The organism is Streptomyces griseorubiginosus (genome assembly GCF_017614965.1).
In the GTDB taxonomy this organism is placed as follows: domain Bacteria; phylum Actinomycetota; class Actinomycetes; order Streptomycetales; family Streptomycetaceae; genus Streptomyces; species Streptomyces griseorubiginosus_B.
Genome location: NZ_WVUG01000112.1, coordinates 1 through 26,102 on the forward strand (window position 1 = coordinate 1; position 26,102 = coordinate 26,102).

At 72.5% G+C, this 26,102-nt stretch carries 30 protein-coding genes; 23 read left to right on the top strand and 7 right to left on the bottom strand.

Annotated features, from left to right (window positions below; translation table 11 throughout):
- Nucleotides 1-58 precede the first annotated feature (58 nt).
- Entirely contained in the window at nt 59-676 is a 618-nt protein-coding gene (locus GRC12_RS21465; protein ID WP_208780999.1) for a hypothetical protein, read from the bottom strand.
- A gap of 274 nt (nt 677-950) precedes the next feature.
- Here GRC12_RS21465 and GRC12_RS21470 point away from each other — a divergent pair, with 274 nt between their 5' ends.
- The 10 genes from GRC12_RS21470 (at nt 951) to GRC12_RS21515 (ending at nt 7,766) form a co-directional block, all read left to right on the top strand.
- The gene (locus tag GRC12_RS21470) at nt 951-1,175 is read left to right on the top strand and encodes a hypothetical protein (protein WP_208781000.1); all 225 of its coding nucleotides are present in this window, start codon (nt 951-953) and stop codon (nt 1,173-1,175) included.
- 55 nt (nt 1,176-1,230) lie between these two features.
- Nucleotides 1,231-2,970 (top strand): acyl-CoA dehydrogenase, encoded by a 1,740-nt coding sequence (locus GRC12_RS21475; RefSeq protein ID WP_208781001.1) that lies wholly within the window; start codon nt 1,231-1,233, stop codon nt 2,968-2,970.
- A gap of 13 nt (nt 2,971-2,983) precedes the next feature.
- Nucleotides 2,984-3,295: an acyl carrier protein gene (locus GRC12_RS21480; protein WP_208781002.1), complete on the top strand. Its 312-nt coding sequence runs from the start codon at nt 2,984-2,986 to the stop codon at nt 3,293-3,295.
- Nucleotides 3,295-4,089 carry a 4'-phosphopantetheinyl transferase family protein gene (locus GRC12_RS21485; protein ID WP_208781022.1) on the top strand — a complete coding sequence of 265 codons (795 nt, stop codon included), beginning with the start codon at nt 3,295-3,297 and terminating at the stop codon, nt 4,087-4,089. Before GRC12_RS21480 ends, GRC12_RS21485 begins: the two co-directional genes overlap by 1 nt.
- 85 nt (nt 4,090-4,174) lie before the next feature.
- Entirely contained in the window at nt 4,175-4,933 is a 759-nt protein-coding gene (locus tag GRC12_RS21490) for a thioesterase II family protein (RefSeq protein WP_308286595.1), read from the top strand.
- Nucleotides 4,934-4,962: 29 nt separating this feature from the next.
- A complete protein-coding gene (locus GRC12_RS21495) occupies nt 4,963-5,790 on the top strand; it encodes an AfsR/SARP family transcriptional regulator (protein ID WP_208781004.1) in 828 nt (275 codons plus the stop codon).
- Nucleotides 5,791-5,888: 98 nt separating this feature from the next.
- Entirely contained in the window at nt 5,889-6,158 is a 270-nt protein-coding gene (locus tag GRC12_RS21500) for an acyl carrier protein (protein ID WP_208781005.1), read from the top strand.
- A complete protein-coding gene (locus GRC12_RS21505; RefSeq protein ID WP_208781006.1) occupies nt 6,155-6,913 on the top strand; it encodes an SDR family NAD(P)-dependent oxidoreductase in 759 nt (252 codons plus the stop codon). Before GRC12_RS21500 ends, GRC12_RS21505 begins: the two co-directional genes overlap by 4 nt.
- Nucleotides 6,913-7,308 carry a SchA/CurD-like domain-containing protein gene (locus GRC12_RS21510; RefSeq protein ID WP_208781007.1) on the top strand — a complete coding sequence of 132 codons (396 nt, stop codon included), beginning with the start codon at nt 6,913-6,915 and terminating at the stop codon, nt 7,306-7,308. Before GRC12_RS21505 ends, GRC12_RS21510 begins: the two co-directional genes overlap by 1 nt.
- Nucleotides 7,305-7,766 (top strand): DUF1772 domain-containing protein, encoded by a 462-nt coding sequence (locus GRC12_RS21515; RefSeq protein WP_208781008.1) that lies wholly within the window; start codon nt 7,305-7,307, stop codon nt 7,764-7,766. The genes GRC12_RS21510 and GRC12_RS21515 overlap by 4 nt, the downstream gene beginning before the upstream one ends.
- A 60-nt stretch (nt 7,767-7,826) precedes the next feature.
- Here the strand turns inward: GRC12_RS21515 and GRC12_RS21520 are convergent, their stop codons facing one another.
- On the bottom strand, nt 7,827-8,207 hold the full coding sequence (locus tag GRC12_RS21520) for a SchA/CurD-like domain-containing protein (protein WP_208781009.1): 381 nt from the start codon (nt 8,205-8,207) through the stop codon (nt 7,827-7,829).
- 641 nt (nt 8,208-8,848) lie between these two features.
- On the opposite strand from GRC12_RS21520, the gene GRC12_RS21525 reads away from it, so the two are divergent.
- The 13 genes from GRC12_RS21525 to GRC12_RS21585 all read left to right on the top strand — a co-directional run bounded on the left by GRC12_RS21525 (nt 8,849) and on the right by GRC12_RS21585 (nt 19,186).
- Entirely contained in the window at nt 8,849-9,184 is a 336-nt protein-coding gene (locus GRC12_RS21525; protein ID WP_133048852.1) for a TcmI family type II polyketide cyclase, read from the top strand.
- Nucleotides 9,181-9,615, top strand: coding sequence for a cupin domain-containing protein (locus GRC12_RS21530; protein ID WP_133048851.1), 435 nt, complete (start codon nt 9,181-9,183; stop codon nt 9,613-9,615). Before GRC12_RS21525 ends, GRC12_RS21530 begins: the two co-directional genes overlap by 4 nt.
- Nucleotides 9,612-10,898 carry a beta-ketoacyl-[acyl-carrier-protein] synthase family protein gene (locus GRC12_RS21535; protein ID WP_208781010.1) on the top strand — a complete coding sequence of 429 codons (1,287 nt, stop codon included), beginning with the start codon at nt 9,612-9,614 and terminating at the stop codon, nt 10,896-10,898. Before GRC12_RS21530 ends, GRC12_RS21535 begins: the two co-directional genes overlap by 4 nt.
- Nucleotides 10,899-10,901: 3 nt before the next feature.
- Nucleotides 10,902-12,155, top strand: coding sequence for a ketosynthase chain-length factor (locus tag GRC12_RS21540; RefSeq protein ID WP_208781011.1), 1,254 nt, complete (start codon nt 10,902-10,904; stop codon nt 12,153-12,155).
- A 73-nt stretch (nt 12,156-12,228) separates the two neighbouring features.
- Complete coding sequence (locus GRC12_RS21545; protein WP_208781012.1) at nt 12,229-12,693, top strand: SRPBCC family protein; 465 nt, start codon at nt 12,229-12,231, stop codon at nt 12,691-12,693.
- A 14-nt stretch (nt 12,694-12,707) separates the two neighbouring features.
- On the top strand, nt 12,708-13,163 hold the full coding sequence (locus GRC12_RS21550) for an anthrone oxygenase family protein (protein WP_308286596.1): 456 nt from the start codon (nt 12,708-12,710) through the stop codon (nt 13,161-13,163).
- A 46-nt stretch (nt 13,164-13,209) separates the two neighbouring features.
- Complete coding sequence (locus GRC12_RS21555) at nt 13,210-13,965, top strand: SDR family NAD(P)-dependent oxidoreductase (protein ID WP_208781013.1); 756 nt, start codon at nt 13,210-13,212, stop codon at nt 13,963-13,965.
- Nucleotides 13,965-14,279: an antibiotic biosynthesis monooxygenase family protein gene (locus GRC12_RS21560; RefSeq protein ID WP_133048846.1), complete on the top strand. Its 315-nt coding sequence runs from the start codon at nt 13,965-13,967 to the stop codon at nt 14,277-14,279. Before GRC12_RS21555 ends, GRC12_RS21560 begins: the two co-directional genes overlap by 1 nt.
- On the top strand, nt 14,269-14,580 hold the full coding sequence (locus GRC12_RS21565) for an antibiotic biosynthesis monooxygenase family protein (protein WP_208781014.1): 312 nt from the start codon (nt 14,269-14,271) through the stop codon (nt 14,578-14,580). The genes GRC12_RS21560 and GRC12_RS21565 overlap by 11 nt, the downstream gene beginning before the upstream one ends.
- Nucleotides 14,581-14,658: 78 nt before the next feature.
- Nucleotides 14,659-15,537, top strand: coding sequence for an NAD(P)-dependent oxidoreductase (locus tag GRC12_RS21570; RefSeq protein WP_208781015.1), 879 nt, complete (start codon nt 14,659-14,661; stop codon nt 15,535-15,537).
- A gap of 24 nt (nt 15,538-15,561) precedes the next feature.
- The gene (locus GRC12_RS21575) at nt 15,562-17,232 is read left to right on the top strand and encodes an FAD-dependent monooxygenase (protein ID WP_208781016.1); all 1,671 of its coding nucleotides are present in this window, start codon (nt 15,562-15,564) and stop codon (nt 17,230-17,232) included.
- Complete coding sequence (locus tag GRC12_RS21580) at nt 17,229-17,567, top strand: antibiotic biosynthesis monooxygenase family protein (protein ID WP_308286597.1); 339 nt, start codon at nt 17,229-17,231, stop codon at nt 17,565-17,567. Before GRC12_RS21575 ends, GRC12_RS21580 begins: the two co-directional genes overlap by 4 nt.
- A gap of 41 nt (nt 17,568-17,608) precedes the next feature.
- Nucleotides 17,609-19,186, top strand: coding sequence for a multicopper oxidase family protein (locus GRC12_RS21585; RefSeq protein ID WP_208781017.1), 1,578 nt, complete (start codon nt 17,609-17,611; stop codon nt 19,184-19,186).
- 108 nt (nt 19,187-19,294) lie between these two features.
- On the opposite strand, the gene asnB is transcribed toward GRC12_RS21585, so the two are convergent.
- From asnB to GRC12_RS21610, 5 genes are all read right to left on the bottom strand, one after another.
- Nucleotides 19,295-21,151 carry an asparagine synthase (glutamine-hydrolyzing) gene (gene asnB, locus GRC12_RS21590; protein WP_208781018.1) on the bottom strand — a complete coding sequence of 619 codons (1,857 nt, stop codon included), beginning with the start codon at nt 21,149-21,151 and terminating at the stop codon, nt 19,295-19,297.
- 40 nt (nt 21,152-21,191) lie between these two features.
- Nucleotides 21,192-22,811, bottom strand: coding sequence for an FAD-dependent monooxygenase (locus GRC12_RS21595; RefSeq protein WP_208781019.1), 1,620 nt, complete (start codon nt 22,809-22,811; stop codon nt 21,192-21,194).
- A gap of 89 nt (nt 22,812-22,900) precedes the next feature.
- Nucleotides 22,901-24,298 carry an adenosylhomocysteinase gene (ahcY, locus tag GRC12_RS21600; protein WP_208781020.1) on the bottom strand — a complete coding sequence of 466 codons (1,398 nt, stop codon included), beginning with the start codon at nt 24,296-24,298 and terminating at the stop codon, nt 22,901-22,903.
- Complete coding sequence (gene metF / locus GRC12_RS21605; RefSeq protein ID WP_208781021.1) at nt 24,288-25,145, bottom strand: methylenetetrahydrofolate reductase [NAD(P)H]; 858 nt, start codon at nt 25,143-25,145, stop codon at nt 24,288-24,290. The genes ahcY and metF overlap by 11 nt, the downstream gene beginning before the upstream one ends.
- Nucleotides 25,142-26,102 (bottom strand): vitamin B12 dependent-methionine synthase activation domain-containing protein (locus GRC12_RS21610; protein ID WP_280117503.1); only part of this gene is annotated, 961 nt, incomplete at its 5' end. The genes metF and GRC12_RS21610, both read right to left, overlap by 4 nt.

The window sequence follows — 26,102 nt, forward strand, 5'->3', positions numbered from 1 at the left end:
GGGGAAAGGGCGAAGCCCGGCTCGCCGTCAGTGGGCGCGGCGCGGGAGGTGACGGCCGTCAGCTCGCGGACAGGGGCCCCGCGTGCAACTCCGTGATCCGGGCCCGCACCGTCAATTTGGCGCGGCGGTCCAGGTAGGCCGATGTGGTCAGGACGCGGTCGCAGGACTCGGGGTCCCGCCACCACAGCAGCCCGGTGTAGACGCGTGGGTCGACCACTGAGCGGAGGAGGTCGCTGCCGCCGTAGCCTTCGGCGGTCACGCACGAGCCCACCAGTGCCCCGAAGTCCATCTCGAAACGGGCCGGTTCGCTCTCCACCACGGCCTCCACCAGCACCAGCCGCCCCGCCTCGGCGATCGGCACCGCGGCGGGCATCTGGCCCACGCTGACCGCCAGTTCGTGCCGGACGTCGGCCAGCGCGGTCAAGGAGGCGAGGTGGGGCAGGTAGCTCTCGTCGTGGGTGGCGCGCAGCAGCGCGTCCATGTCCTGCCACCGCTCCAGACGGGCATATTCACCGTCCTGGTCCAGCAGACGCAGTGTGAGACCCGCGTCGAAGCCCTTCAGGCCCTCGCGGTGCCGGGCGTGGGCACGCAGACCGGCCTCCACCACCTCGGCTCGGTCGACCGCGGTGAACCGCTGTACCGCGCTCACCCGGCGGCTCACCAGACCCTGGGGCATCGGCCCGACCCACCTCTCTCCCCGCATCCGCGTCCGCCCGCGCGTCGCGCGGGCACGCGCCACCAGTCGACCACGGATCGCTCGAATTTCCCTTGAACGCCAAACAAGCAACCTTTGAAAGCCGAACAGGCACCGCAGGCACGAGGGTTCCTCGAGGACCCGACGAGCGCGCGCGGGGACCGTCCTCGTCCGGACAGCCGAGCCCGGCAACCGAGCCCGGACAGCCGAGCCCGACAACCCGAGCCCGGACAACCGAACCGAAGAAGGGACGTCCATGACCATCACCGACGACGTCGATCGGATCCCCGGCGACATCGGACGCGCGCTCGCCCGCACCGCGGTCGACCGCATGCTCCGACCGGTCTGGTACGCGCTGGTCGCCTACGGCGGCATGTGGCTGGGCGGCGTGGACTTCGACCAGGACGGCACACCCGTGCCGCGCCTGGCCCTCGTCCACGACGCTCCGGAGCCTGCCCGGGAGGACTTGAGGGCCTCTTGAGTCACGCCGGTTAGGGATGGGGCCGAGCGGCAACCGATCGAGGACGGAGACAGCCATGACCACGGTGGTGAACAGGGCGGAAGCCGCCGAGCGGGCCGTGCAGGAACGTATAGCGCGGCTCGAGCACCAGCTCGGCGATCTCGACGACCCTGGCAACCCGCTGGGCGCGGACCACTTCCTCGCCGCCGACGGCCGGCAGCGGCTGCTGCCGGCCGCCGAGCGGCTCCTCGACGAGTTCGGTCTCAACGCCGAGTTCGTACCGGGTGAGCTGGGCGGCCGGCTGGACCGGCTGGACGTGCTCGCCCGGGTGCTGCGGGCGGTCTTCCGCCGGGACGCGGCACTCGGCCTCGGCTACGGGATGACCTCGTACCTGGCGGCGGTCACCGTGTGGGCGGACGGCACCGGACAGCAGCGGCGGCAGACCGCCGAACTGCTGCTGTCCGGCGGCCGGATGGCCTGCGCCTACCCCGAACCCGTCCCCGGCAACGACTTCCTGCACAACCGGCTCACCGCGCGCCGCGACGGCGGCGGCTATCTGCTCGACGGCCGCAAGGAGGCCCTCAACAACGCGGTCCGCGTCGACTCCCTCGTCGTGTTCGCCCACACGCCCGAGGCCGGCGAGGACGCCCAGACGGCGTTCCTGCTCCCCGGCCCGGCAGCCGCCGGTCCCGGTGTCACGCTGCTGCCCCGCCGCCGTACCAGCGGCATCCGCGGCTGTGTCGTCCAGGGCCTGGAGTTCACCGGGCACCGCCTGGACGCCGGCCGGCTGCTCGGCCCCGAGGGCGGCGGCGGCCCCATCGCCGAACGCGCCTTCCCCATCACCCGTGCCACCGGCACCTCCATGGCGCTGGGCTGCGCCGACACCGCGCTGCGCACCACCGTCGCCTTCGCCCGCGCGCACCGCTCCCGCAGCCGCGCCTCGCTCAGCAGCGCCCGCACCCGCTCAGCGCTGGTGGACGCCTTCACCGACCTGCTGGTGTGCGACTGCCTGGCGCTCGTCGCCACCCGGGCCGTGCATCTGCTGCCCCGCGAGAGCCGCACCCTGAGCGCGGTCGTGAAATACCTGCTGCCCACCATCCTCACCGAGATGGTCTACGACCTGTCCATCGTCCTGGGCTCCGAGGCGTACGCCACCACCGGCAGCTACGGACTGTTCCAGAAGGCCGCCCGGGACCTGCCCATGATCGGGCTGGGCAGCGCCGGAACCGCCGCCAGCCGCTCGGTCATCGTCGAACACCTGCTGCGCGTCCCCGAGTTGGGGGAGACCGCGCAATCACCCGCCCCGGATCCCGGCGCCCGGCTGTTCGACCCGCACGACCCCGACCTGCCGCCCGTACGGCCCGAGCAGCTGACCCAGGCCGCCGACGGGGACCCCCTGCTCGGCTCGCTGCCGGAGACGGTACGGCTGGCCCGCGCCGCCAGCGGCGAGTTCGCCGGGGCGCTGGGCGCGGCCGCCGACGCCCTCGCCACCGAACTGCGGCTGTTGCGCGAGGACTGCGCCCGTCTCACCGCCCGCCCGGCCGGCCGCGCCCTCAGCCCCCGCGCCTACGCGCTCGCCGACCGCTACGCCCTGATCGCCGCCGGCGCCGCCTGCCTCGGCGTGTGGCGGCACGGCAGCGGACTGCTCGCCGAACCTGCCTGGGCCGCCATGGCGCTGGCCCGCATCGTCGGCCGGCTGGACCGCACCGCCGTACACACCCCCGAGACCGGAACCGAACACCTGCTGACCGAGGTCCTCGACCGCTTCGACGACGCCCGCAGCTACGACCTGTACGCGACCCCGATAGGCCGATGAGGAGAGGCATCCCATGAACCACACAGCCGGCACCGAAGAGAACCAGGCCGGTCATGACGGCGACGCCGGTGGCACAGCACTGGCCGTGCTGCTCGAGGAGGTGGCCCGGATACTCGGCCGGCCGCCCGCCCGGCTCGGCCCCGACCTGCACCTCCAGCACGACCTGGGCTTCGACTCGGTGATGCTGCTGCAGCTCAAGGGCCGCCTGGAGACCCGCTTCGAGCGGCTGCGCGAGGCCGCCCTGCCGGACATGCTGCTCGGCGTGCAGACCCTCGCCGCCCTGGCCGGCCGGCTGGAGCGCCTGACCGGACTGCCGGTGGCGTGATGCGGCCGCTGTGCAACCGCGGCCCCGCGGACTCCTGGCTGCCCGTCCGCCGCGAACTCGACTCCTCCGGTACGGCGGTGGTGTACGCCAAGGTCGCCGACTGGCTGCCCGAGGACCTCGCCCGGCCCGACCTGGTGGCCGCCCTCGGCCGCGACCACCGGCGGCTCGCGGAGATGACCCACGTGCCCAACCGGTCCCGCTTCGTCACCTCCCGGCTGCTGCTGAAGTCCGCCGCCGCGGCCGTGCTCGGCACCTCGCCCGACGAACTGGAGCTGGCCTACAAGCCCGGCGGGCGGCCCCATCTGCGCGGGGTCGACCAGCTCGACGTCAGCCTCAGTCACACCGAGGAACTGCTCGTGGTCGGACTCACCCGCAACGGCCGCATCGGCGTCGACATGGAGAACGCCGACCGCCGCATGCTGGGCCTGGGCACCGAACGGCAGGTGTGCACCCCCTACGAGCTCGAAGCCCTCGAGAGCGTCCCCGAGGACCGGCGCAACCGGGAGCTGGTACGGCTGTGGACGCTCAAGGAGGCCTACAGCAAGGCCATCGGACAGGGCCTCAGATTCCGCTTCACCGAGTTCGGATTCACGCCCGAGGACCAGCAGGTACAGATGCTGCGCCCCGACGGCACCCCCGGCGCCGGCTGGGAGTGGAGCTTCCACAGCTGGCTCGCCGAGGACACCTACACCCTCAGCGCGGCCGTGTACGACCCCGGGTTCTCCGGCCGCCGGGAGGCCGCCCCGGGCCGGCCGCTGCTGCCCGCGTTGGCCGATCCCCGTCGCTCCGGTTGAGCGAGCGTTGAGCCGCCTTCCAGGTGGTGCGGTGACCCTCGGAGCCCGCACCCGCCGAGCGGTGCGGGACCGAAGGGGGGTCTTGGTGCATCGATATCTCGCGGTGCGGCCGAAGGCCGGCGCCACCGGCACACGGCTGCTGTGCTTCCACCACGCCGGCGCGGGCGCCCTGTCCTTCGCCGGCTGGCTCAATCGGGTCGGCGCCGGGGTCTCGGTGCTTCCGGTACGGCTGCCGGGGCGGGAGACGCGGGTGCGCGAGCCGCGGATCACCGATCCCGGGCAGCTGGTCGAGGAGCTGCAACACGACCTCGGGCCGCTGCTGGAGGAGCCGTACGCCTTCTACGGGCACAGCATGGGCGCGCTCGTCGCCTACCGGTTCGCCCAGGCCCGTCTCGCGGCCGGACTGCGGCCGCCGCGGCTGCTGCTGGTCGGCGCGTGCAGCGCCCCCCAGTTGCCGTCGGCCCTGCTGGACCGGGCCGACCTGGACGGGCTGGACGACCAGCGGCTGATGGCGGCGATGACGGACGAGGAGAGCATGCCCGAGGCGCTGCTGCGGCGGCCCGACCGGCTGCGCACCACCCTCGACACCCTCCGGGCCGACCTGCGGCTGGCCCGGGGGCTGCGGGAGGCGCCGATCGTCCGACTGCCGTGTCCCGTCGAGGCGTTCGCCGGCGCGGACGACCGCATGGTGACGATCCCTCAGGTCCGGGCCTGGGAGCACTGCACGAGTGCGGGCTTCCGGCTGCGGACGGTCCCCGGAGCGCACTTCTTCGTCCGCGGACGCGAGGTGCCGCGAGCCGTCGGGCGGGCGCTGGACTCCGCGGCGCCCGTGACGACCGGCTGACCCACATCGTTCCCGAAGGAGTTTCGCGGATGGACATCAGCGTCCTCGGCCCGTTCCGGGCCACACTCGCCGGGGTGCCGGTGCACCTCACGGCCGTCAAGCCACGCAAGGTCTTCGCGCTGCTCGCCCTCCAGGCGGACGAGGTCGTCTCGGTCGCCTCCCTGGTGGAGGAGGTGTGGGGGGAGAGCCCGCCCCGCAGCGTGCAGACCACCCTGCAGACGTACATACTCCAGATCCGCCACGTCATCGGCGCGGCTCTCGGCGAGGAGGAGGCCGAACTCCCGCACGGGGCCAAGAGCGTGCTCGTCACCGAACCCGGCGGATACCGGCTGGACACCCAGGGCGGACTCATCGACGCCTGCGAGTACGACGCCCTGTCCTCCGTCGGCCACCGCGCCCTGCAGCGCGGCGACTGGGCCGAGGCCTCCTCTTACTTCGGCCGGGCGCTGGCCCTGTGGCACGGCCGCGCCCTGGCCGACGTGCAGTGCGGGCCGCTGCTGGAGGTGGAGGCCACCCGGCTCGACGAGTCGCGGATGAGCGTTCTTCACGGCCGAATCGAGGCGGACCTGAGGCTGGGCCGCCACCATGAGCTCGTCGGCGAGCTGTCCGGGCTCGCCGCCCGGCATCCCCTGCACGAGGGTCTGCACGAGCAGTTGATGCTCGCGCTGTACCGCGCGGGCCGGCGCAGTGACGCGCTGGAGGTGTACCGGCACCTGCGGACCGCGCTCAACCAGAGCCTCGGCCTCGACCCCTCGCCCGGCATCGAGCACCTGCACCGAGCGGTGCTCGACTCCTCCCCGCACCTCGACCCGGTGGGCGCGTCCGCCAACGGCGTCCCGCTGCTGGCGAGTCCATGACCGGCCAGCCGGTCCCACGTCCCAACACCCCGACCAACACCCCGAGTCCGCACACCCCGAGTCCGCACATCCCGACCGAAGGACCGAAAGGAACCATCGTGAGCGACATCACCCTGGCCGAACTCGGCGAGCTGCTGCTCGAATGCGTCGGCGCCCCGGAGGAGGGCATGGCGTTCGAGGGCGAGGACGCCCTGGACACCCCCTTCCTGGAGTTCGGCTACGACTCCCTCGCCCTGCTGCAGGTCACCAGCGTGATCAACCGCAAGTACGGCATCGTGCTCGACGACGACGCCGTCGGCGAGGCCGAGACCCCGCGCCTGCTGCTCCAGCTGATCGCGGCCACGCCGCGCGCCGGGGCGATCCGGTGACCACCGGAACCGAGACGTCCCCCGAATTCCCGCCGGGACGGCGGGTGTTGGTCACCGGAGGCACCCGGGGGATCGGGCGGGCGACCGTGCTCGCCTTCGCCCGTGCCGGTGCCCGGCTCGTCGTCGCCCACCGTGGGGACGGCGAGGCGGGCGACCGGCTGCGCGGCGAACTCACCGCACTCGGCGCCGAGTTCACTCTCGTCGCGGCCGATCTGACCGGCTCGGCGGGGGCCGCGCGACTGGCCGACGTGGTGCGGGAGCGGTTGGGCGGCCTGGACGTCCTGGTCAACAACCTGGGCGTCGACGGGCACGTCCCGTTCGAGAAGCTCACCGAGGACGAGTGGCACCGGGTGCTCGACCACAACACCACCTCGGCGTACCTGGTCACCCAGTCCGTGCTCGACCTGCTCGGCGACGGCGCGTCCGTCGTCACCATCGGCGCGTCCGTGGCCCTGCGCGGCCGGCCCCTCGGCGTGCACTACAGCGCGTCCAAGGCGGCCCTGGTCGGCTTCACCCGCGCCCTCGCCAAGGAGCTCGGCGGCCGGGGCATCCGGGTCAACCTGGTCGCGCCGGGCGTCACCGAGACCGAGCCGGGTGGCGGACTGCCGCCCCAGCTCGTCGCCCGCCTCACCGCGTTGACGGCCCTCGGCAGGCTCGGCCGGCCCGAGGACGTCGCCGGGGCGGTGCTCTACCTGGCCGGCGACTCGGCCGCGTACGTCACCGGCACCACCATCGAAGTAGACGGAGGAATCTGATGCCCTACGCCGCCATCACCTACCGGGTCAAGCCCGGTCACGAGGAGGAGATCGCCGAGATCTTCGCCGGCTTCCAGCGGGTGGACACCCCCGACTTCACCGGCGACGACGGCGACGCCGCCGGGCGGCTGCTCGGCACCGGCGTGTTCATCAAGGACGACGTACTGGTCCGGGTCATCCACTACGAGGGCGACTTCGCGGCGATCGGCCGGCACATGGCCGCGCAGAAGGGCGTGCACATCCTGGAGACCAAGCTCGCGCCGTACCTGTCCGTGCGGCGCGAGACGGACACCACGACGCCCGAGGGCTTCGCGGCGCACTTCCGTGAGGCCACCATGCGGCCCATCGCGCAGCTGACCGTGGAGAGCCACCCCGCGGGGGCCGGCACGTCATGACCGGGCTCGAAGGCGTTCTCGGGGTCGCCGCGCTGCTCGGCGGCGGCGTCACCGCGGGCGTGCTGTTCGCCGTCGCGCTGAGCGTGCTGCCGGCGCTGTTCGCGATGGAGACCGGCACCTATGTGTACGCGCACAAGCTGCTCGGGCGGAACTGGGACCCCACGATGCCGGTGATCGTGCTGAGCAGCACCCTCGTCAACGTGGTGCTGGCCGTGGTCGCCGGCGGGGCGGCCCGGTCGCTGTTCGCGGTCGCGGCGGTGCTGCTGCTGGGCGTCTCGGGTGTCTCGCACCTGTGCAACGTGCCCATCAACCGGCGGGTCAAGGCGATCGACGACCCGTCCGTCATCCCCGCCGACTGGGAGGACCCGCGGCCGCTGTGGCGCCGCTGGCACCTGCTGCGGACGACCCTGGCGGTGGTGGCGCTCGCCGTCACGGCGGCGGGGGTCACGGCGCTCTGACAGCGCCCCATGGTGCGGCGGCCGTACGTGTTCCCGTACGGCCGCCGCACCATGTCCGTGTCATGCCGCGCTCGGTATGTCCCGCACCGAGATCTGCGCGACCGTGTTCAGCAGGCTGCGCTTGAAGGTGGCGACGAAGCCCTCCACCGTGTCGGTGTCGCGGGGCTTGCTCAGGTACGCCTTCAGCTTGGCCTCGACCTCGCGCACCCCGGGCTGTGACGCCATGTGCCGGGCCACGGCCTCCAGGTCGCCGGTGTACTCGATGACCCGTACCAGCGTGTCGTCGCGCAGGAAGACGGCGGTGGCCAGGATCGTGCCGGCCGCCTCGCCCTGCTCGTCCTCCACCCGACTGCTCCGCACCCGCTTGAAGTCCCCGAATATCGCGGCGAGTTCGGCCTCGTACCCGGGCTTGATGTCATACGTGATGGCTGCGAACGGCATACCGGTCCCTCACTAGATCGGGGTTGTCCCCGCCACGACACCCCACCCCACACGAGAACGACTCGAACCGACCGCGGCGCGACGGTCCGGCGGACCGGCCCGTCTACGGGCACACTCCAGGGGCGGGACGCCGGCGGCGAGAGCGCGTGCGCGCCGGGTGATCCCATAGCCCGGGCGGTCACCGGACGTGCCGTCCCGCCCGGCGCGGGGAGCGGCAGGGAGCCGGGGGCCAAGGCGCCGCGCTGCGTGGGCCGTCCGTCGTCTCCGCCTCGTCTTGGGCTGCCTGGGCTCTCGCCCCGCGCGGCGGTCCGCGCTCCGGCGCCTCGCGCCTGCACCGCGCGGCGGTCCGCGCTCCCGCGCCTCGGCCCCGCATCACGCGGTGGTCCGTGCTCCCGCGCCCCGTCCCCCGTACCGCGCGGCCCGTCGCACCGTGTGACGGGACGCCGTTGCCGCGGGGACGCTCCTGTGCCCGGCCGGGTCGTCCCGTTCGCGTTCCCGTTCTTCCCGTCCGCGGGGTCGCGGGGGGCCCTGTCCGAACAAGGCGGCGCTGCAGGGTGATTCGAGTGGGGCTGTAGTCCGCGGTGGGACCTTCCCCGTCGACCGCCCCTCGGGGGTCGGGCAACCGGACCAGGAGGTACTCCGTGCACCGCACCCTGATCGTCGCCAAGCTCCGTCCGGACAAGACGGACGACATCGCGAAGATCTTCGACGAGTCGGACGGCACCGAGCTGCCGCACATGATCGGTGTCAGCCGCCGCACCCTGTTCAAGTTCCACGGCCTCTACTTCCACCTGGTCGAGGCCGACGAGGACATCAGCGCGAACCTCTACCGCGCCCGCAGCCACCCGCTCTACGACGACATCAACACCCGGCTCGCGCAGTGCGTGGAGCCCTACGACCCGGACTGGAAGGAGCCCAAGGACGCCATGGCCGAGCCCTTCTACGTCTGGACCAAGGACGGAGGACGGATCCAGTGACCACCGCCATCAGCCGCACCGTGAAGGTGTCGTCGCACGAGGTCGAGGCCAACACCAAGCGCGGGGGCGACCTCCGCGTCACCCTCAGCCCCAAGACCGTGGGCTGCACCTCCGGTTTCGGCGGCGTCATGACCCTCGAGCCCGGTGACTGGGTCACCGAGCACTACCACCCGTACTCCGAGGAGTTCCTGCACGTCATCGACGGCACCCTGGAGATGCGCCTGGACGGCCAGCAGGTGAGCCTCACCGCCGGCGACTCGCTGCTCGTGCCGATCGGAGTGCGTCACCGTCTGGTCAACACCGGTGACATCACGGCCCGTTGCTCCTTCCACCTGTCGCCCCTCGCGCCGCGCCCCGAGCTCGGCCACGTCGACACCGAGCAGGCGCAGCGCCCGGAGCAGTCCAACCCGGACGTGGGTGGGACGCCGTGACCCGACGGGCCGTCATCACCGGGGTCGGCGCGGTCGCCCCGGGCGGCGTGGGCCGGGAGGCGTTCTGGCGCACGCTGTCCGAGGGTCGTACCGCCACCCGGCTGATCTCGCTCTTCGACGCGGGTGCCTTCCGTTCGCGGGTCGCCGCCGAGGTGGACTTCGACCCGGCCGCCGCCGGCCTGACCCCCCGGCAGATCCGCCGGATGGACCGCGCCGCGCAGTTCGCCGTGGTCAGCGCCCGCGAGGCGGTAGCCGACAGCGGCATCGAACTCGCCGCCCTGGCCCCCGAACGCGTCGCCGTCTCCATCGGCAGCGCCGTCGGCTGCACCATGGGCCTGGAGGAGGAGTACGTCACCCTCTCCGACAGCGGCCGCAAGTGGCTCGTCGACCACGAGTACGGCGTACCGCACCTGTACGGCTACATGATCCCCTCCACCCTGGCGGCCGAGGTCGCCTGGGAGGTGGGCGCCGAGGGCCCGGTCGCGCTGGTCTCCACCGGCTGCACCTCGGGCCTGGACTCCATCGGCCACGCCGTGCAGCTGATCGAGGAGGGCTCCGCCGACGTCGCCGTGGCCGGTGCCACCGACGCCCCCATCTCACCCATCACGTCCGCCTGCTTCGACGCCATCAAGGCGACGACGCCCAACAACGACGACCCCGAGCACGCCTCACGCCCCTTCGACGGCGACCGGGACGGCTTCGTGCTCGCCGAGGGCTCCGCGGTGCTGGTCATCGAGGAGCGCGAGGCCGCCCTCGCCCGGGGCGCCCGGATCTACGCCGAGATCGTCGGCTTCGCCGGGCGCAGCAACGCGTACCACATGACCGGTCTCAAGCCGGACGGCCGGGAGATGGCCGAGGCGATCACCGTCGCCCTCGACCAGGCCAGGCTCGATCCGACCGCCGTCGACTACGTCAACGCGCACGGCTCGGGCACCAAGCAGAACGACCGGCACGAGACCGCCGCGTTCAAGCGATCGCTCGGTGAGCACGCCTACGACATCCCGGTCAGCTCCATCAAGTCCATGGTCGGCCACTCGCTGGGCGCCATCGGCTCCATCGAGGTCGCCGCCTGCGCGCTCGCCCTGGACCGCCAGGTGGTGCCGCCGACCGCCAACCTCAAGACCAAGGACCCGCTGTGCGACCTGGACTATGTCCCGGTCACCGCCCGCGAGCACGCCATGGACGTCGTGCTCAGCGTCGGCAGCGGATTCGGCGGCTTCCAGACCGCGATGCTGCTGGCCCGTCCGGGCACCGCGGCGGCCGCGGCCGGAAGGAGTGACTGAGCGATGACCGTGTCCACCTCCACCGCGTCCACGCCCACCCCGTCCACCTCCACCGCGGCTCCGGTGATCACCGGCCTCGGCATCGTCGCGCCGACCGGCATCGGCGTCGAGGCGCACTGGGCCTCGGTGCTGGCCGGCAAGTCAGGCATCGGCCGCATCGAACGCTTCGACCCGACGAACTACCCGGTCCGGTACGCCGGTCAGGTCCCCGGTTTCGACACCGAGGCCGGCGTGCCCAGCCGGCTGATCTCCCAGACCGACCACTGGACCCACCTCGCCTTCGCCGCCGGGGAGGCGGCGCTCGCGGACTCGGGCGCCGACATCGACGCGATCCCCGAGTACGAGAAGGCGGTGGTCACCTCCTCGTCCTCCGGCGGCACGGAGTTCGGGCAGAAGGAGATGACCGCGCTCTACCAGCACGACCCCACCTGGGTCGGCGCCTACCAGTCGATCGCCTGGTTCTACGCGGCCACCACCGGCCAGCTCTCCATCCGGCACAAGATGCGCGGCCCGTGCGGTGTGCTCGCCTGCGAGCAGGCCGGCGGCCTGGACGCCCTCGGACAGGCACGCCGGCTCACCCGCAAGGGCGCCCGGCTCGTCGTCACCGGCGGCACCGACGCCTCCCTGTGCCCCTACGGGCTCAGCGCCCAGCTGACCACCGGCAAGCTCTCCCGGGTCCCCGACCCGGAGCGCGCCTATCTGCCCTTCGACGCCGAGGCGTCCGGGTATCTGCCGGGGGAGGGCGGCGCGATCCTCGTCCTGGAGAGCGCCGAGGCCGCCGCCGAACGCGGCACCGGCTACGGCCGGATCCTCGGCTACGCGGCCGGCTTCGACCCGGCGCCCGAGTCGGGACGGCCGCGCGTGCTGCGCCGTACCGCCGAGGCCGCCCTGCGCGACGCGGGCCTCGCGCCCGCCGACATCGACGTGGTCTTCGCCGACGCCGCCGGACTCGCCGCCGACGACCGCGACGAGGCCGAGGCCATCACCCAGGTCTTCGGCCCACGGAGGGTCCCGGTCACCGCGCCCAAGACGCTGACCGGACGGCTCTACGGCGGCGGCGCCCCGCTGGACGTGGCCACCGCGCTGCTGAGCCTGCGCCACGGCGTCGTCCCGCACACCGCCGGCGTCCGCGAACCGGCCCCCGGCCTGGAGATCGACCTGGTCACCGACCGGCCCCGGGAACTCCCGGTGCGCCACGCGCTGGTGCTGGCCCGCGGCCACGGCGGCTTCACCTCGGCCCTCGTCCTGGGCCGCTGACACCGGCCCTCGTCCTGGGCCGCCGACACGGGCCCTCGTCCTGGGCCGCCGACACGGAAGGAACGTACGCATCATGGCCGGACACACCGACAACCACATCGTCATCGACGCACCGCTGGAACTGGTGTGGGAGATGACCAACGACGTGCCCAACTGGCCGGACCTGTTCAGCGAGTACGCCTCCGCCGAGATCCTGGAGCGCGACGGCGACACGGTCGTCTTCCGCCTCACCATGCACCCCGACGAGGACGGCCAGGTCTGGAGCTGGGTGTCGAAGCGCACCAGCTTCCGCGAGACCCGCACCGTGCGCGCCGAGCGCGTGGAGACCGGGCCGTTCGAGTTCATGACCATCTTCTGGGAGTACACCGAGGAGCCCGGCGGCGGGGTGCGGATGCGCTGGGTGCAGGACTTCCACATGAAGCCCGCCGCGCCGGTGGACGACGAGCAGATGACCGCCCATCTCAACCGCAACACCCTGGTGCAGATGGACCTCATCAAGCAGAAGGTCGAAGCCGCGGCGCACGCCGTGGCCCGGTGAGGGAGCGGCCTCTCGTGCTCACCGTCCTCGCCCCGCTGCTCCTGCTGCTCAACGGCCTCGCGGCCGGAGTGATGCTCGGCACCCAGCTCGGCGGCTTCCCCTACATGGCCTCGCTGCCGGTCGACCGCTACGTGTACGCCCACGCCTTCCTCGGCCAGCGCTACGACCCCACCATGCCCGTCTGCCTGCTCGGCACGGTCGTCCTCGACGTGGTCCTCGCCGCGGGCGCCCCCGACCCGGCCGCGCAGGCGCTGTTCGCCGTGGCCGCGCTGCTCACGGCGACCACCCCGGTCATCGCGATCGTCAAGAACGCGCCGGTCAACCGCTGGATGCGCACGCTCGACCCGGACAACCTGCCCGCCGACTTCCACGACCCGCGCCCCGAGTGGGGCGCCTGGAACAGCCGGCGCAGCTGGATCACCATCGCCGCCCTCGCCGTCAACTGCACGGCGCTCGGCTTCCTGCTCTGAACCCCACCACCCGTGCCCTGACTTCTGCTCCGAAAGGGAACACCCCATGGACCTCGAACTGCGAGGCAAGAAGGCCCTGGTCACCGGCGGCACCCGCGGTGTCGGCCGGGGCGTCGTGCTGGCCCTCGCTCGGGCCGGCGTCGACGTCATCACCTGCTACCAGCACCCCAGCGAGTTCGTCAGCAGCCTGGAGGAGGAGCTGAAGGAGACCGGCGGCAACCACCACGTGCTGCGCGCCGACCTCTCGCGGCCCGAGGAGATCGCCGGCCTGCTCACCCGGGTCCGCGAACTGCACGGCGACCGCCTCGACCTGCTCGTCAACAACGCGGGCGCGATCAGCCACATCCCGTACGCCGAGCTGTCCCTTGAGGAGTGGCAGCGGATCATCGCCACCAACCTCACCGGCGCCCACCTGGTCATCCAGTACGCGCTGCCGCTGCTCGGCGAGGGCTCCTCGGTGATCTCCATCGGCTCCCGCGCCGTCGACGCCGGCATACCGTTGCGCTCGCACTACACCGCGACCAAGGCCGCCCTCGTCGGCCTGAACCGCTCGCTGGCCAAGGAGTTCGGCGGCAAGGGCATCCGCTTCAACGTCGTCGCCCTCGGCGTCATCGAGACCGAGAACTTCCACGCCATGCCCCAGGACCAGAAGAACCTGATGACCGAGCGCTACGGCGCCAAGACCGCCCTCGGCCGGCTCGGCAAGCCCGACGAGGTCGCCGGCGCCGTCCTGTGGCTGGCCAGCGACCTGTCCCGGTACGTCACCGGCAACACCATCGGCGTCGACGGGGGGATCTCCTGATGGCCTTCCGGGTGATGCTGCGCCTGGAGATCGAGCCGGGCAAGGACGCGGAGTTCGAGCAGGCGTGGCTGGCCGGCACCGACGCGGTCACCGGCCACCCCGCCAACCTCGGCCAGTCGCTGGCCCGGGAGCCGGACGGCACGTACGTCATCATCAGCGACTGGGTCGACGAGCCGCGCTTCCGCGAGTTCGAGGACAGCCCCGGCCACCTCGAACACCGCGCCACCCTGCACCCGTTCCGCAAGGGCGGCTCCTTCCACGTCATGGAGGTCCAGCACGCCATCCGGGGCAGGGCGGCCGCCGATGCCCGGTGAGGTGCGGGTGCTGGTGTACCAGGCGGCCGTCGACGCCGGCCAGCTGGACGCGGTCCGCGCCGCCTACCACCAGGTGAGCAGACGGCTCGCGAAGGTGCCCGGGATGCTCGGCAACGAACTGCTGCGCAGCCCGCTGGACCCCACGGCGCTGGCCGTGATGAGCCGCTGGGAGTCGCTGGACGCCTTCCGCGCCTGGGAGGCGGGCGCCGAGCACCGCGAGGACACCGCACCGCTGCGGCCCTACCGCGACACCCGCACCGCCGCCCCGTTCGCCGTCTACGAGGTCGACGCCGCCTACTGAGCCCCCGCCCGCGCACGGCACCCCGGCGCGCACCACACCGCACCGCGCACCACACCGAGAAGAGAAGAGAACCCAACCATGACCACCAAACCCCAGCTGGCCTTCATCGGCCTGGGCAACATGGGCGGGGGCATGGCCCGGCGGCTGCTGGACACCGGGCACGCGCTCACCGTCCACAACCGGACCGCGGGCAAGGCCGCCCCACTCGTCGAGGCCGGCGCCAAACTGGCCGACGCCCCCGAGCGCGCGGCGGCCGGACACGACGTGGTCCTGCTCAGCCTCAGCGACGAGAAGGCCGTCGAGGAGGTGCTGTTCGGCCGGGTCGTACCGGTCCTCAGGCCCGGCGCGGTCGTCGTCGACACCTCCACCGTCTCGCCCGGCTACGCCCGGCAGGCCGCCGACCGGCTCGCCGCGGCCGGCGTGCGCCGCGTGGAGGCCTGCGTCGTCGGCAACCCGCTGCAGGCCCGCAAGGGCGAACTGCGCGTGTACGTCGCCGGGGACCCGGCCGACCTGTACCAGGCCCGGCCCGTGCTGGAGGCCATCGGCAGCGAGGTCACGCACGTCGGCGCCCCCGGCACCGCCGCCAGCCTGAAGCTCATCCTCAACCTGCTGCTCGGCGCCCAGGTCGCCTCCCTCTCCGAGGCCGTGGCCTACGGCACCGCCGCCGGCCTGGACCGCGAACAGCTGATCAGCGTGGTCTCGGCGAGCGGGTTCAGCTCGATGGTGATGCGGTTTCGCGCTGATCTGATGCTCAAGCAGGCCTACGAACCCGCCTTCTTCCGCTCGCAGTTGATGGAGAAGGACATCCGGCTCGCCCTGGAGGCCGCCGCCCAGCACGGCACCGCGATGCCGGTGCTGGCCGAGGTGCGCGAGCGGTTCGCCGCGGTGGTGGCGGCGGGCGACGGCGACAAGGACGCCTCCGTGCTCGTGGAGCACAGGCCGCAGCAGCAGCCGTAGCAGCAGTCGAAGGGATGTGACGCAGTGAGCGGTACAGGCCGGAGCGCGCTCCGGAACACGGATGTCCTGGTGGCCGGCTCGGGGCCGGCCGGGCTGGCGACGGCTCTGTTCCTCGCCCGACAAGGAGTGGACTGCTACCTGCTGGGCGGCCGGCGGGAGCGGCTCCGGCCGCCGCGCATCCTCGGCGTCCACCCCCGGGCCATGGAACTGCTGCGCTCCCTCGGGGTGGAGCGGGAGGTACGGGACCTGCCCTCGGCGCGGGCCCTGAAGGACAACTCCGGCATCATCGCCGTGGAGTCGCTGGCCGGACACGAACTGGGCGTCCTGGACGCCAAGTACGTCGTCGACGTCAACACCGACCTGGGCAGCCTGTCGCCCACCAGCTGGTGCCTGTGCGAGGAGGGCGAGCTGGAAGGGGCCCTGCGGGAGCGGGCCGAACGGCTGGGCGTACGGATGCGGCCCGACGCCGAACTGGTCTCCTTCGAACGGGACGGCTGGGGCGACGACGGGATCTCGGCGGTGGTCCGCGACCGGGACACCGGCGACGAACACCGGATCCGGGCCTGCTGTCTGGTCGACGCGGGCGGCACCGGCGGCACCGTGCGCGAGCAGCTGGACATCGGCTTCGACGGCCGCACCCTCGGCCACTTCGTCACCGTCCGCTTCACCGCCGACCTCACCGGCGAGCTGCGGGGCCGCCGGTTCATCATGGCCCACGTCGACAACCCCGACGTACGCGGCTCCTTGATGCCGCTGGACAACCGCGCCGACTGGCTGCTGCACCTGCGGCACGACCCGGAGCAGGAGCCCGCCTCTCGGTTCACCGAGGAGCGCTGCGCCGACCTGGTACGGGCGGCCACGGGCCTCGCGGACCTCGAACCGCGCATCGACAGCGTCAGCACCTGGACCGGGGAGGCGAGGGTCGCCGACCGGTTCCGGGAGGGCCAGGTGTTCCTCGTCGGGGACGCGGCCCATGTGATGCCGCCCAGCGGCGGCTTCGACGCCGGCACCGGCATCATCGACGCCCACAACCTCGCCTGGAAGCTCGTCGCCGTGCTGGACGGCTGGGCCCACCCCGACCTCCTCGACTCCTACGACGAGGAGCGGCGCCCGGTGTGCGCGGCCACCGTCGAACAGGCGGTGCTGCGGGCCGAGGACCGCGCCCGGCTGCTGGCCGCCTACCCCGACCCCGCCGACCCCGAGCTGGTCCAGGACCCGCTGGTGTGGCTCGCCGCCCGCTACCGGTCGATGGCGGTGATGCCCTGGGACGAGGGCATCCTGCCCGGCTACGGGCCCTGGGCCGCCGAGAACGACGGCCGGCCCGGCAGCCGCGCCCCGCATCTGCGGCTGCGCCACGGCGGGTCCGAGATCTCCGTGCACGACCTGTTCGGCCGCTCCATGGTGCTGCTCACCGGCCCCGACAACCGCCCCTGGAAGGAGGCCGCCCGCTCGGTCTCCGCCGAACTCGGCACCCCCGTCCAGGTCTACGGCGTCGGCACCGACCTGGAGGACCTCGACGACCGCTGGCCCGAGCTGTACGGCGTCACCGCGCAGGGCGCCGTCCTGGTCCGGCCCGACGGAGTGGTCGCCTGGCGCTGCACCGAGGCGCCGATCTTCACCCGCACCGTGCTGCGCGCCATGACCAAGCGGCTGCTCCGCCTTGACGGGCCGCCCGCCGAGAAGGAGACCCGGTGACCGACATCCCCGAGCCGCTGCGGGTGATCCTCCGCATGGAGGTCCACCCCGAGATGACCGCCGACTTCGAACGGACCTGGCTGTCCATCGGGTGGAGCATCGCCCAGGAACCCGCCAACCGCGGCCAGACCCTCGTCAGGTCCACCGAGGAGGAGGCGGTGTACTACGTCATCACGGACTGGGCCGACGAGCCCGCCTTCCGCGCCTTCGAGGTCAGCCACCGCCACACCCTGCACCGGCAGCGGCTCAAGCCCTACCGGCGTAGCGGCGACATGGCCGTCACCGAGGTCGTGCACCGGCTCGAGCCGGCGTCGAGCAGCGCTCAGCCGGCCTGACCGAGGGTGGGGTCACCGAGACCCGACCCGAGGACCTCTCCATGACGCCAGCACTCCGCCTCCCGCGCCGACGCTTCGTCCTCGGCGCGGGAGGCGTCGCCGTGGCCGCGGGCGCCGGCTGGGGCGCCACGTTCCTGACCGCGTACCAGAGCCGCAAACGCAGCAACGTGGGACAGCTGTCCTTCCGCAACCGCCTCCGCGTCCCCGGCCTCCTCGATCCGAAGCCGTCCGCCGACGGCAGCCGGCACTACACGCTCACCCTCGCCGCCGGCACCAGCCACCTCCTGCCCGGGAAGCGCACCCCCACCTGGGGCGCCAACGGCCCCTACCTCGCGCCCACGCTGCGGGCCCGGCGCGGCGACCGCGTCGCCGTCACCGTGCGCAACCGCCTCCCCGAGGCCACCACCCTGCACTGGCACGGCATGCTGCTGCCCGCCGCCATGGACGGCGGCCCGCACCAGATGATCGACCCCGGCGCCGACTGGCACCCCGCATGGACGGTCCACCAGCCCGCCGCCACCCTCTGGTACCACCCGCACCCGCACGGCTCGACCGGCACCCACGTCTACCGCGGCGTCGCCGGAATGATCATCCTCGACGACGAGCACTCCCGGCGCGCCGAACTGCCCGCCGAGTACGGCGTGGACGACGTCCCCCTGGTCATCCAGGACAAGAACTTCCACGCCGACGGCACCCTCGACCTCACCGAGACCAAGCTCGCCGAGTCCGTCGCCGGCGTCGACAACATGGGCGTCCTCGGCGACACCATCCTCGTCAACGGCACCTACGACCCGTACTTCACGGTCACGACCAGGCGCGTGCGGCTGCGGCTGCTCAACGGCTCCAACGCCCGCGTGTACTGGCTCGGCCTGACCGACGGACGCACCTTCCACCAGGTCGCCACCGACGCCGGACTCCTCGCCCGGCCCCGCGCCCTGGACCGGCTGCTGCTCGCCCCCGGCGAACGCGCCGAGATCGTCGTGGAGTTCAAGCCGGGCGAGGAGACCGTGCTGCGCAGTTTCGAGCCCGCGCTCGATCTCGGCTTTCCCACCGAACGCTTCATGGGCGGCGACGACTCCTTCGACATCATCGCCCTGCGGGCCGCCCGCCGACTGCGCCCCTCACCCCCGCTGCCCACCCGTCTCGACGGCGCCGCCCCGGTCCCCGTCGAGGCACCGGCCGGCGCCCGGCGCAGGCACTTCGAGTTCACCGGCCTGCAGATCAACCACCGGACGATGGAGATGACCCGCGTCGACGAGGTCGTGCCCGCCGGCGCCACCGAGATCTGGGAGATCGAACGCGGCGACGAGTGGGTGCACGTCTTCCACGTCCACGGCGCCGTCTTCCACCTCCTCGACATCAACGGCGAACAGCCGCCGGCCTACACCCGCGGCCCCAAGGACACCGTCTATCTGCACGAGTTCGGCACCCACCGGCTCGCCGTACGGTTCGACACCCTCACCGACCCGAGGACGCCGTACATGTACCACTGCCACGTCCTGCGCCACGAGGACCAGGGAATGATGGGCCAGTTCACCGTCGTACGGCCCGGCACCGAGGCGAGCGCGCCGCGCACCCTCTACGGCGACGGGCACCGCGATGCCATGCACCACCACTGACCACCGCTGAGCCCCGTCGGGTTGAGGGACCCGGAGGGAGCGGGGTGCGGGAAAGGACGAGGGCTCCGGGACGACACCGTCCCGGAGCCCTCGTCCGTCACCCGCCGCTCACAGCACCAGCCGGATCCCGTACCGCCGCAGCCACGTGTTCAGCTGCAGCGGCAGCTCCACGTTGGCCCGCCGGGCCCAGCGGTTCAGCCCCTCCGGGGCCTTCAGCGTCGCCCGCACCGCGGCCACGTCCAGCAACGGCAGCACCGGCGCCTGCGGATCGTCCAGCAGTGCGTGCATCTCCGCGCGCAGCGCCTGCTCGTAGCCCGGGTCGAGGGTGACCGGGTACGGCGTCTTGCGCCGCTCGATCACACTCTGCGGCAGCACATGCCGTACGGCCGCGCGCAGCAGGCTCTTCTCCCGGCCGTCGAAGTTCTGCAGCTCCCAGGGCAGGTTGTAGGCGTACTGCACCAGCCGGTGGTCGCAGTACGGCATCCGCACCTCCAGGCCCACCGCCTTGAACAGCCGCTCGGTGTGCCCGTTCTGGTTCTCCATGAAGTTGGTCAGATGCACCCAGCACAGCTCCCGCATGTGCCGCTCCTGCTCCGACATGCCCGGCAGATGCGGGGCCTCGGCGACCGACTCTCGGTAGCGCTGGGCCGCGTAGTCCAGCGGGGCCAGGTCCTTCAGCAGCGACTCGTCGAACAGGCCGCAGCCCAGGCCCTTGGCGTCGTCGCGCACCACCCCGCGCGCCACCCACGGGAAGGTGTCCATCCGCGACTCGACCGGGTCCCGGTTCCAGGCCACCCCGTGGAACAGAGAGTCGGCGGCCTCACCGGTGAGCACCACCTTCGTGTCGTGCTCGCCCACCGCGCGGGCCAGCAGATACAGCGAGGTGTTCATGTCGCCGAGCGGCGTCGGGTAGTCCTTGGCGCGCAGCACCTGCCAGCGCGCCACCTCGTCGCTGAGCTCCGCCGGGTCCAGGACCACCCCGGTGTGGTCGGTGTCCAGGTGCCGCACCACGTCGGCCGCGTACGGGGCGTCCGGGGACTGCCGGGTGTCGGTGGCCTGGAAGTTCTCCGAGTGCCGGGCGAAGTCCACGGTGAACGTACGGATCCGCCGCCCGGTCCGCGCCAGCTCCTGGCCGGCGAGCCCCACCACGCCACTGGAGTCCAGACCGCCCGACAGCAGCGAACCCACCGGCGCCTCGGTGCGCAGATTGCGTTCGATGCTCTCCTCCAGCAGCCCGCGGATGGTGTCCACGGTGGTGTCGAGGTCGTCGGTGTGCTCGGCCGCGTCGACCCCCCAGTACCGCGTGCGCCGCGTGCCGCCCGCGCTCACCACCAGGTGGTGCCCGGCCCGCAGCCGGTGCATCCCGCGGAACGGCGCCACATGCGGCGTACCGGAGTAGGTGAAGATCTCCTGCAGCCCCTCGGCGTCCACCTCCGGCTGCACCTGCGGATGCGCCAGGATCGCCTTCGCCTCCGAGCCGAACACCAGCCCCGTCGGGGTCGGGTGGTACAGCAGCGGCTCCACACCGAGCCGGTCGCGCACCAGGAACAGCTCCTCGCGGCGCGCGTCCCACACCACGCCGGCGAAGGTGCCCTCCAGCCGCTGCGCGGCCCCGGCCCCCCACTCCAGATAGGCGTGCAGCAGCGTCTCGGTGTCGCCGCCGTACCGGAAGCGGTGGCCGCGCCGCGACAACGTGCCGCGCAGCTCCTCGTGGTTGAGGATCGAACCGCTGTGCGCGGCCACCGCCACGACCCGCCCGTCGTGCTCCAGGGCGACCGGCTGCCGCCCGCCGCCCGCCAGGTCGAACACCGCGAGATGCCGGTGCCCCAGGGCGACGCGCGGACTGGTCCACACGCCCTCGCCGTCGGGGCCGCGCAGGGCCATCGTCGCCGCCATGGCCAGGACGGTGCCGCGTTCCCGGGTCAGATCCCGGGACCAGTCCACCCAGCCGGTGATTCCAGACATGCTCTCTCCCTCGTCGTGTCGCGGAGTGCGGCGGGGCCGGTCACCGCGCCAGCAGCGCCTTGAGTACGTCGTCGAGTACGGCCCCGGGCTCGCCGTGCGCGGCGGGGGAGCGCCAGGCCACCACCCCGTCGGGGCGCACCAGCACAGCGCCGTCCGCGCCCACGCCGTACGCCTCGGTCCAGCCGCCCGACGGGTCGCGCAGTCCGTCACCGATCCGCAGCACGTCGAGCGTGACGCCCGCGCGGTCCGCCGCGGCCCGGGCGGCATCTGCCCAGGACCCCGCCTCCGGCCCGGCGAGCAGCACCGGCGCCCGGGTGAACAGGTCCAGCGTGGAGACCTCCCGACCGTCCCGGAGCAGCACGACGTGCGGGGCGCGGGTGCCGGGCAGACCGCGCGGGTCGCCGTTCCACACACCGTCGGGGACGCTGTCGCCGGGCGCGGGCAGGACCGCGCCGGACCGGTACTGCCAGCTGAACCAGATCTCGGTGTCGGCGTGGATCGCCGGATTGGCGGGCGCGGGCTCCTTCGCCGCGAGCCGCGGACGGTCCTGGGACCGCAGCACCGCCTGCTCGACGGTGGCCGCGCACACCGGCCGCCGCTCGGCGTCATAGCTGTCCAGCAGCCCGGCACCGGCCTCGCCGCGCAGCACCGCCGCGAGCTTCCACGCCAGGTTGTGCGCGTCCTGCACACCGGTGTTGGAGCCGAACGCCCCGCTGGGCGGCATCACATGGGCGGCGTCGCCCACCAGGAACACCCGGCCCGCGCCGAAGGAGGTCGCGGTCCGCCCGGCGGCCTCCCAGGGGATCGCGCCGAGGACCTTCACCTCCAGCTCGGGCACCCCGGCCGCGGCCCGCACCAGCTCCCGGCACCGCTCGTCGGTGAAGGAGGCGACGTCCTCGGTGGCCGGGTCGAACACCACGTGCAGCAGCCAGCGCCGCGCGTTGTCCAGCGGCATCAGCGCACCGCGCACCACGTCGTTGAACGTGTAGCACATGATGAACCGACGCTCGCCCAGCTCCTCGGCGAGGTCCGCCTCGAAATGGATGTTGAGGAAGTGCCCGGTGGTGCCCGGCCCCTCCACGCCGACACCGAGCGCCTCCCGCACCGGACTCGCCGGCCCGTCCGCGCCGACCAGATAGTCGGCGGTCACCGTGCGCGCCTCACCGCTCTCCCGGTCCCGCAGCCGGGCCGTGACACCGTCCGCGCCCTGCTCGAAGGACTCCAGCTCGGTGAAGTACGAGAACCGCGCGCCGAGTTCCTCCGCGCGCCGCCGGACCACCGGTTCGAACTCGTCCTGGTGGCACAGGCACCAGCCGCTCGGCGACAGGGCGCTCAGATCGGTGCGTACGTCCATGAAGTACTGCTCGTGCAGAGCGCCCAGCTGGTGCCCGGCCAGCGACTGGGCCGCCAGCACCCCGGTGTTGCGGGCGAGGGCACGGGCCGACTCGGTGGCCCGCACCTCCTCCTCCAGCCCGACCGAGCGCATCAGCTCCATCGCCCGCGGGTTGATGCCCCGCGCACGCGGGTGCGGCGAGATGCCCCGGTGACGCTCCACCACCAGACAGGGCACCTCGTGCCAGGACAGGAACAGGGCGGTGCACAGGCCGGCCAGTCCCGCGCCAGCCACCAGCACCGGAACGTGCTGCTGCTTGTCGGACACGTGCTTCCTCCTCCGAACGGACCTGCGGCTCAGGGTGGGCGCCCCGGGTCGGGGCACGATGGAGGAAGGCTGGACCCGGTAGGGGCCGGTCAGTAGCGGTAGTGGTCGGGCTTGTAGGGGCCCTCGACGTCGACGCCGATGTAGGCGGCCTGCTCCGGGCGCAGCGTGGTCAGCTTCACGCCGAGGGCGTCCAGGTGGAGGCGGGCGACCTTCTCGTCGAGGTGCTTGGGCAGCGTGTACACGCCGGTCGGGTAGGCGTCGGGCTTGGTGAACAGCTCGATCTGGGCCAGGGTCTGGTCCGCGAAGGAGTTGGACATCACGAACGAGGGGTGACCGGTGGCGTTGCCCAGGTTCAGCAGACGGCCCTCGGACAGCACGATGATGACCTTGCCGTCGGGGAAGGTCCAGGTGTGCACCTGCGGCTTGACCTCGTCCTTGACGATGCCGGGCACCTTCGCCAGGCCGGCCATGTCGATCTCGTTGTCGAAGTGGCCGATGTTCCCCACGATGGCCTGGTGCTTCATCCTGGCCATGTCGCCGGCCATGATGATGTCCTTGTTGCCGGTGGTGGTGATGAAGATGTCGGCCTGGTCGACGACCTCCTCCAGGGTGGTGACCTGGTAGCCGTCCATCGCCGCCTGCAGCGCGCAGATCGGGTCGATCTCGGTGACGATGACCCGGGCGCCCTGCCCGCGCAGCGACTCCGCGCAGCCCTTGCCCACGTCGCCGTAGCCGCACACCACCGCGGTCTTGCCGCCGATCAGCACGTCGGTGGCCCGGTTGATGCCGTCGATCAGCGAGTGCCGGCAGCCGTACTTGTTGTCGAACTTCGACTTCGTCACCGCGTCGTTGACGTTGATCGCCGGGAACAGCAGGACGCCGTCGCGCTGCATCTCGTACAGACGGTGCACACCCGTCGTGGTCTCCTCCGTCACCCCACGGATCCCGGAGGCGATCGCGGGCCAGTCGAGCGGGCTGCGCTCCAACAGGGCGCGGACGACGGCCAGTTCCTCGTTGTCGGCGGCGGGGAGCCGGCCGGTCTTGCGGTACTCGACGCCCTGGTGGACGAGGAGGGTGGCGTCACCGCCGTCGTCGAGGATCATGTTCGGGCCCGCGTCGCCGGGCCAGGTCAGGGCCTGCTCGGTGCACCACCAGTACTCCTCCAGCGTCTCGCCCTTCCAGGCGAAGACCGGGATGCCGACCGCGGCGATCGCGGCGGCCGCGTGGTCCTGGGTGGAGTAGATGTTGCACGACACCCAGCGCACCTCGGCGCCGAGCGCGACCAGCGTCTCGATGAGCACGGCCGTCTGGACGGTCATGTGCAGGGAGCCGGTGATGCGCGCGCCGGCCAGGGGCCGCGCGCCGGCGTACTCCTCGCGGATCGACATCAGGCCGGGCATCTCGTGCTCGGCGAGGGTGATCTCCTTGCGGCCGAACTCGGCCAGGGACAGGTCGGCGACCTTGAAGTCCGTGAAGTCAGCGGACACTGAGGCTCCTTGAGGCCAGGACGTTGCGGTGGATGTCGAGCGCGGCGGTCGACCGGTTCAGGGTGATGTAGTGCAGCCCGGGAGCGCCCTCGGCCAGCAGCCGCACGGCCATGCCGGTGGCGTGCTCGACGCCGATCCGACGCCCCTCGGCGGGATTGCCGCGCGCCCGCTCCAGCCGGTGGGCGAGGTCCTCGGGGAAGGCGGCGCCGGACAGTTCGGCGAAGCGGCGGATCTGGGCGGCGTCGGTGGCGGGCATGATCTCCGGGATGACCGGGATGTCGCAGCCCGCCGCCGCGACCCGGTCGCGCAGCCTCAGATAGTCCTCGACGTGGAAGAACATCTGCGTGATGGCGTAGTCGGCGCCGGCCCGGCACTTGGCGACGAAGTGCCGGATGTCGCTCTCCCAGTCGGGGGAGCGCGGATGGCGTTCCGGGAAGGCGGCCACGCCGATGGTGAAGTCACCGAGCGAGCGCACGAGTTCGACCAGTTCCCGGGCGTACGTGAACCCCTCGGGGTGGGGCGTCCAGGGGCCGTTCGGGTCGCCGGGCGGATCACCCCGGAGGACCAGCACGTCCCGGATGCCCGCGTCCGCGTACTGGCCGATGATCCGGCGCAGTTCGGCCACCGAGTGGCCGACCGCGGTGAGATGGGCGACCGGCCGCAGGGTGGTCTCGGCGGCGATGCGCCGGGTGACGGCGACGGTCCGGTCACGGGAGGAACCGCCCGCTCCGTAGGTGACGGAGACGAAGTCCGGCCGCAGGGGCTCCACTCGACGGATCGCGTCCCACAGGGTGCGCTCGCCCTGGTCCGTCTTCGGCGGGAAGAACTCGAAGGAGAAGGTCGTCATCGCGCGCCTCCCGCGTTGAAGTAGCTCGCCTCCGGGTGGTGGACGACGATCGCGTCCGTGGACTGCTCGGGGTGCAGCTGGAACTCCTCGGACAGATGGACGCCGATGCGTTCCGGCTCCAGCAGGTCGGCGATCTTGGCGCGGTCCTCCAGGTCCGGGCAGGCCGGATAGCCGAGCGAGTAGCGGCACCCCTGGTAGGCGGTACGGAACATGCCGTCGAGCGAGTCCGGATCCGCGCCCGCGATGCCCCACTCGGCCCGCACCCGCGCGTGCCAGTACTCGGCGAGCGCCTCGGCCAACTGCACGGACAGACCGTGCAGTTCGAGGTAGTCGCGGTAGGCGTCGGCCTCGAAGAGGTCCGCAGTGGCGTCACCGATCCGGGAGCCGACGGTGACGACCTGCAGGCCCACCACATCGGTCTCGCCGGACTCCTCCGAACGGAAGAAGTCGGCCAGGCAGAGCCGGCGGCCGTGCGCCTGCCGGGGGAAGGTGAAGCGGGTGCGCTCGTTGCCGTGCTCGTCCAGGATGATCAGGTCGTCGCTCTTGGACACACAGGGGAAGTAGCCGTGGACGACGGCCGCTTCGAGAAGGCCTTCCCTCTGCAGGTGATCGAGCCAACCGCGCAGCCTCGGACGTCCCTCGGTGTCGATCAACTCCTTGGTGAGACCCCACTGACCGCGGAACAACGCCGTTTCGTCGAGCCAGCCGGCGTACTCCTTGAGCTGGATGCCCTTGACGACGCGGGTGCCGAAGAACGGCGGGGTGGGGATGGGGTTGTCGGTGGCGACGTCGGAGCGGACGTTGCCCTCCACCGGCTGCTCGTCGACCTGGGCGGACGCGGTGGCCCGCACCCGGCGCTGCTTCAGCTCCGGCAGCTTGGCCCCCGGCACCCCCCGCTTGACGCCGATCAGGGCGTCCATCAGCCGCAGGCCCTCGAAGGCGTCCCGGGCGTAACGC

Excerpts from the sequence above, each read along its gene's own strand:
- GRC12_RS21560 (WP_133048846.1), top strand. The coding sequence starts at position 13,965 with ATGGCCTTCCGGGTGATGCTGCGCCTGGAGATCGAGCCGGGCAAGGAC.
- GRC12_RS21585 (WP_208781017.1), top strand. The coding sequence starts at position 17,609 with ATGACGCCAGCACTCCGCCTCCCGCGCCGACGCTTCGTCCTCGGCGCG.
- asnB (WP_208781018.1), bottom strand. The coding sequence starts at position 21,151 with ATGTCTGGAATCACCGGCTGGGTGGACTGGTCCCGGGATCTGACCCGG.
- GRC12_RS21565 (WP_208781014.1), top strand. The coding sequence starts at position 14,269 with ATGCCCGGTGAGGTGCGGGTGCTGGTGTACCAGGCGGCCGTCGACGCC.
- GRC12_RS21570 (WP_208781015.1), top strand. The coding sequence starts at position 14,659 with ATGACCACCAAACCCCAGCTGGCCTTCATCGGCCTGGGCAACATGGGC.
- GRC12_RS21465 (WP_208780999.1), bottom strand. The coding sequence starts at position 676 with ATGCCCCAGGGTCTGGTGAGCCGCCGGGTGAGCGCGGTACAGCGGTTC.
- GRC12_RS21475 (WP_208781001.1), top strand. The coding sequence starts at position 1,231 with ATGACCACGGTGGTGAACAGGGCGGAAGCCGCCGAGCGGGCCGTGCAG.
- GRC12_RS21545 (WP_208781012.1), top strand. The coding sequence starts at position 12,229 with ATGGCCGGACACACCGACAACCACATCGTCATCGACGCACCGCTGGAA.
- GRC12_RS21470 (WP_208781000.1), top strand. The coding sequence starts at position 951 with ATGACCATCACCGACGACGTCGATCGGATCCCCGGCGACATCGGACGC.
- GRC12_RS21520 (WP_208781009.1), bottom strand. The coding sequence starts at position 8,207 with ATGCCGTTCGCAGCCATCACGTATGACATCAAGCCCGGGTACGAGGCC.
- metF (WP_208781021.1), bottom strand. The coding sequence starts at position 25,145 with ATGACGACCTTCTCCTTCGAGTTCTTCCCGCCGAAGACGGACCAGGGC.
- GRC12_RS21480 (WP_208781002.1), top strand. The coding sequence starts at position 2,984 with ATGAACCACACAGCCGGCACCGAAGAGAACCAGGCCGGTCATGACGGC.
- GRC12_RS21485 (WP_208781022.1), top strand. The coding sequence starts at position 3,295 with ATGCGGCCGCTGTGCAACCGCGGCCCCGCGGACTCCTGGCTGCCCGTC.
- GRC12_RS21555 (WP_208781013.1), top strand. The coding sequence starts at position 13,210 with ATGGACCTCGAACTGCGAGGCAAGAAGGCCCTGGTCACCGGCGGCACC.
- GRC12_RS21510 (WP_208781007.1), top strand. The coding sequence starts at position 6,913 with ATGCCCTACGCCGCCATCACCTACCGGGTCAAGCCCGGTCACGAGGAG.
- GRC12_RS21515 (WP_208781008.1), top strand. The coding sequence starts at position 7,305 with ATGACCGGGCTCGAAGGCGTTCTCGGGGTCGCCGCGCTGCTCGGCGGC.
- GRC12_RS21540 (WP_208781011.1), top strand. The coding sequence starts at position 10,902 with ATGACCGTGTCCACCTCCACCGCGTCCACGCCCACCCCGTCCACCTCC.
- GRC12_RS21495 (WP_208781004.1), top strand. The coding sequence starts at position 4,963 with ATGGACATCAGCGTCCTCGGCCCGTTCCGGGCCACACTCGCCGGGGTG.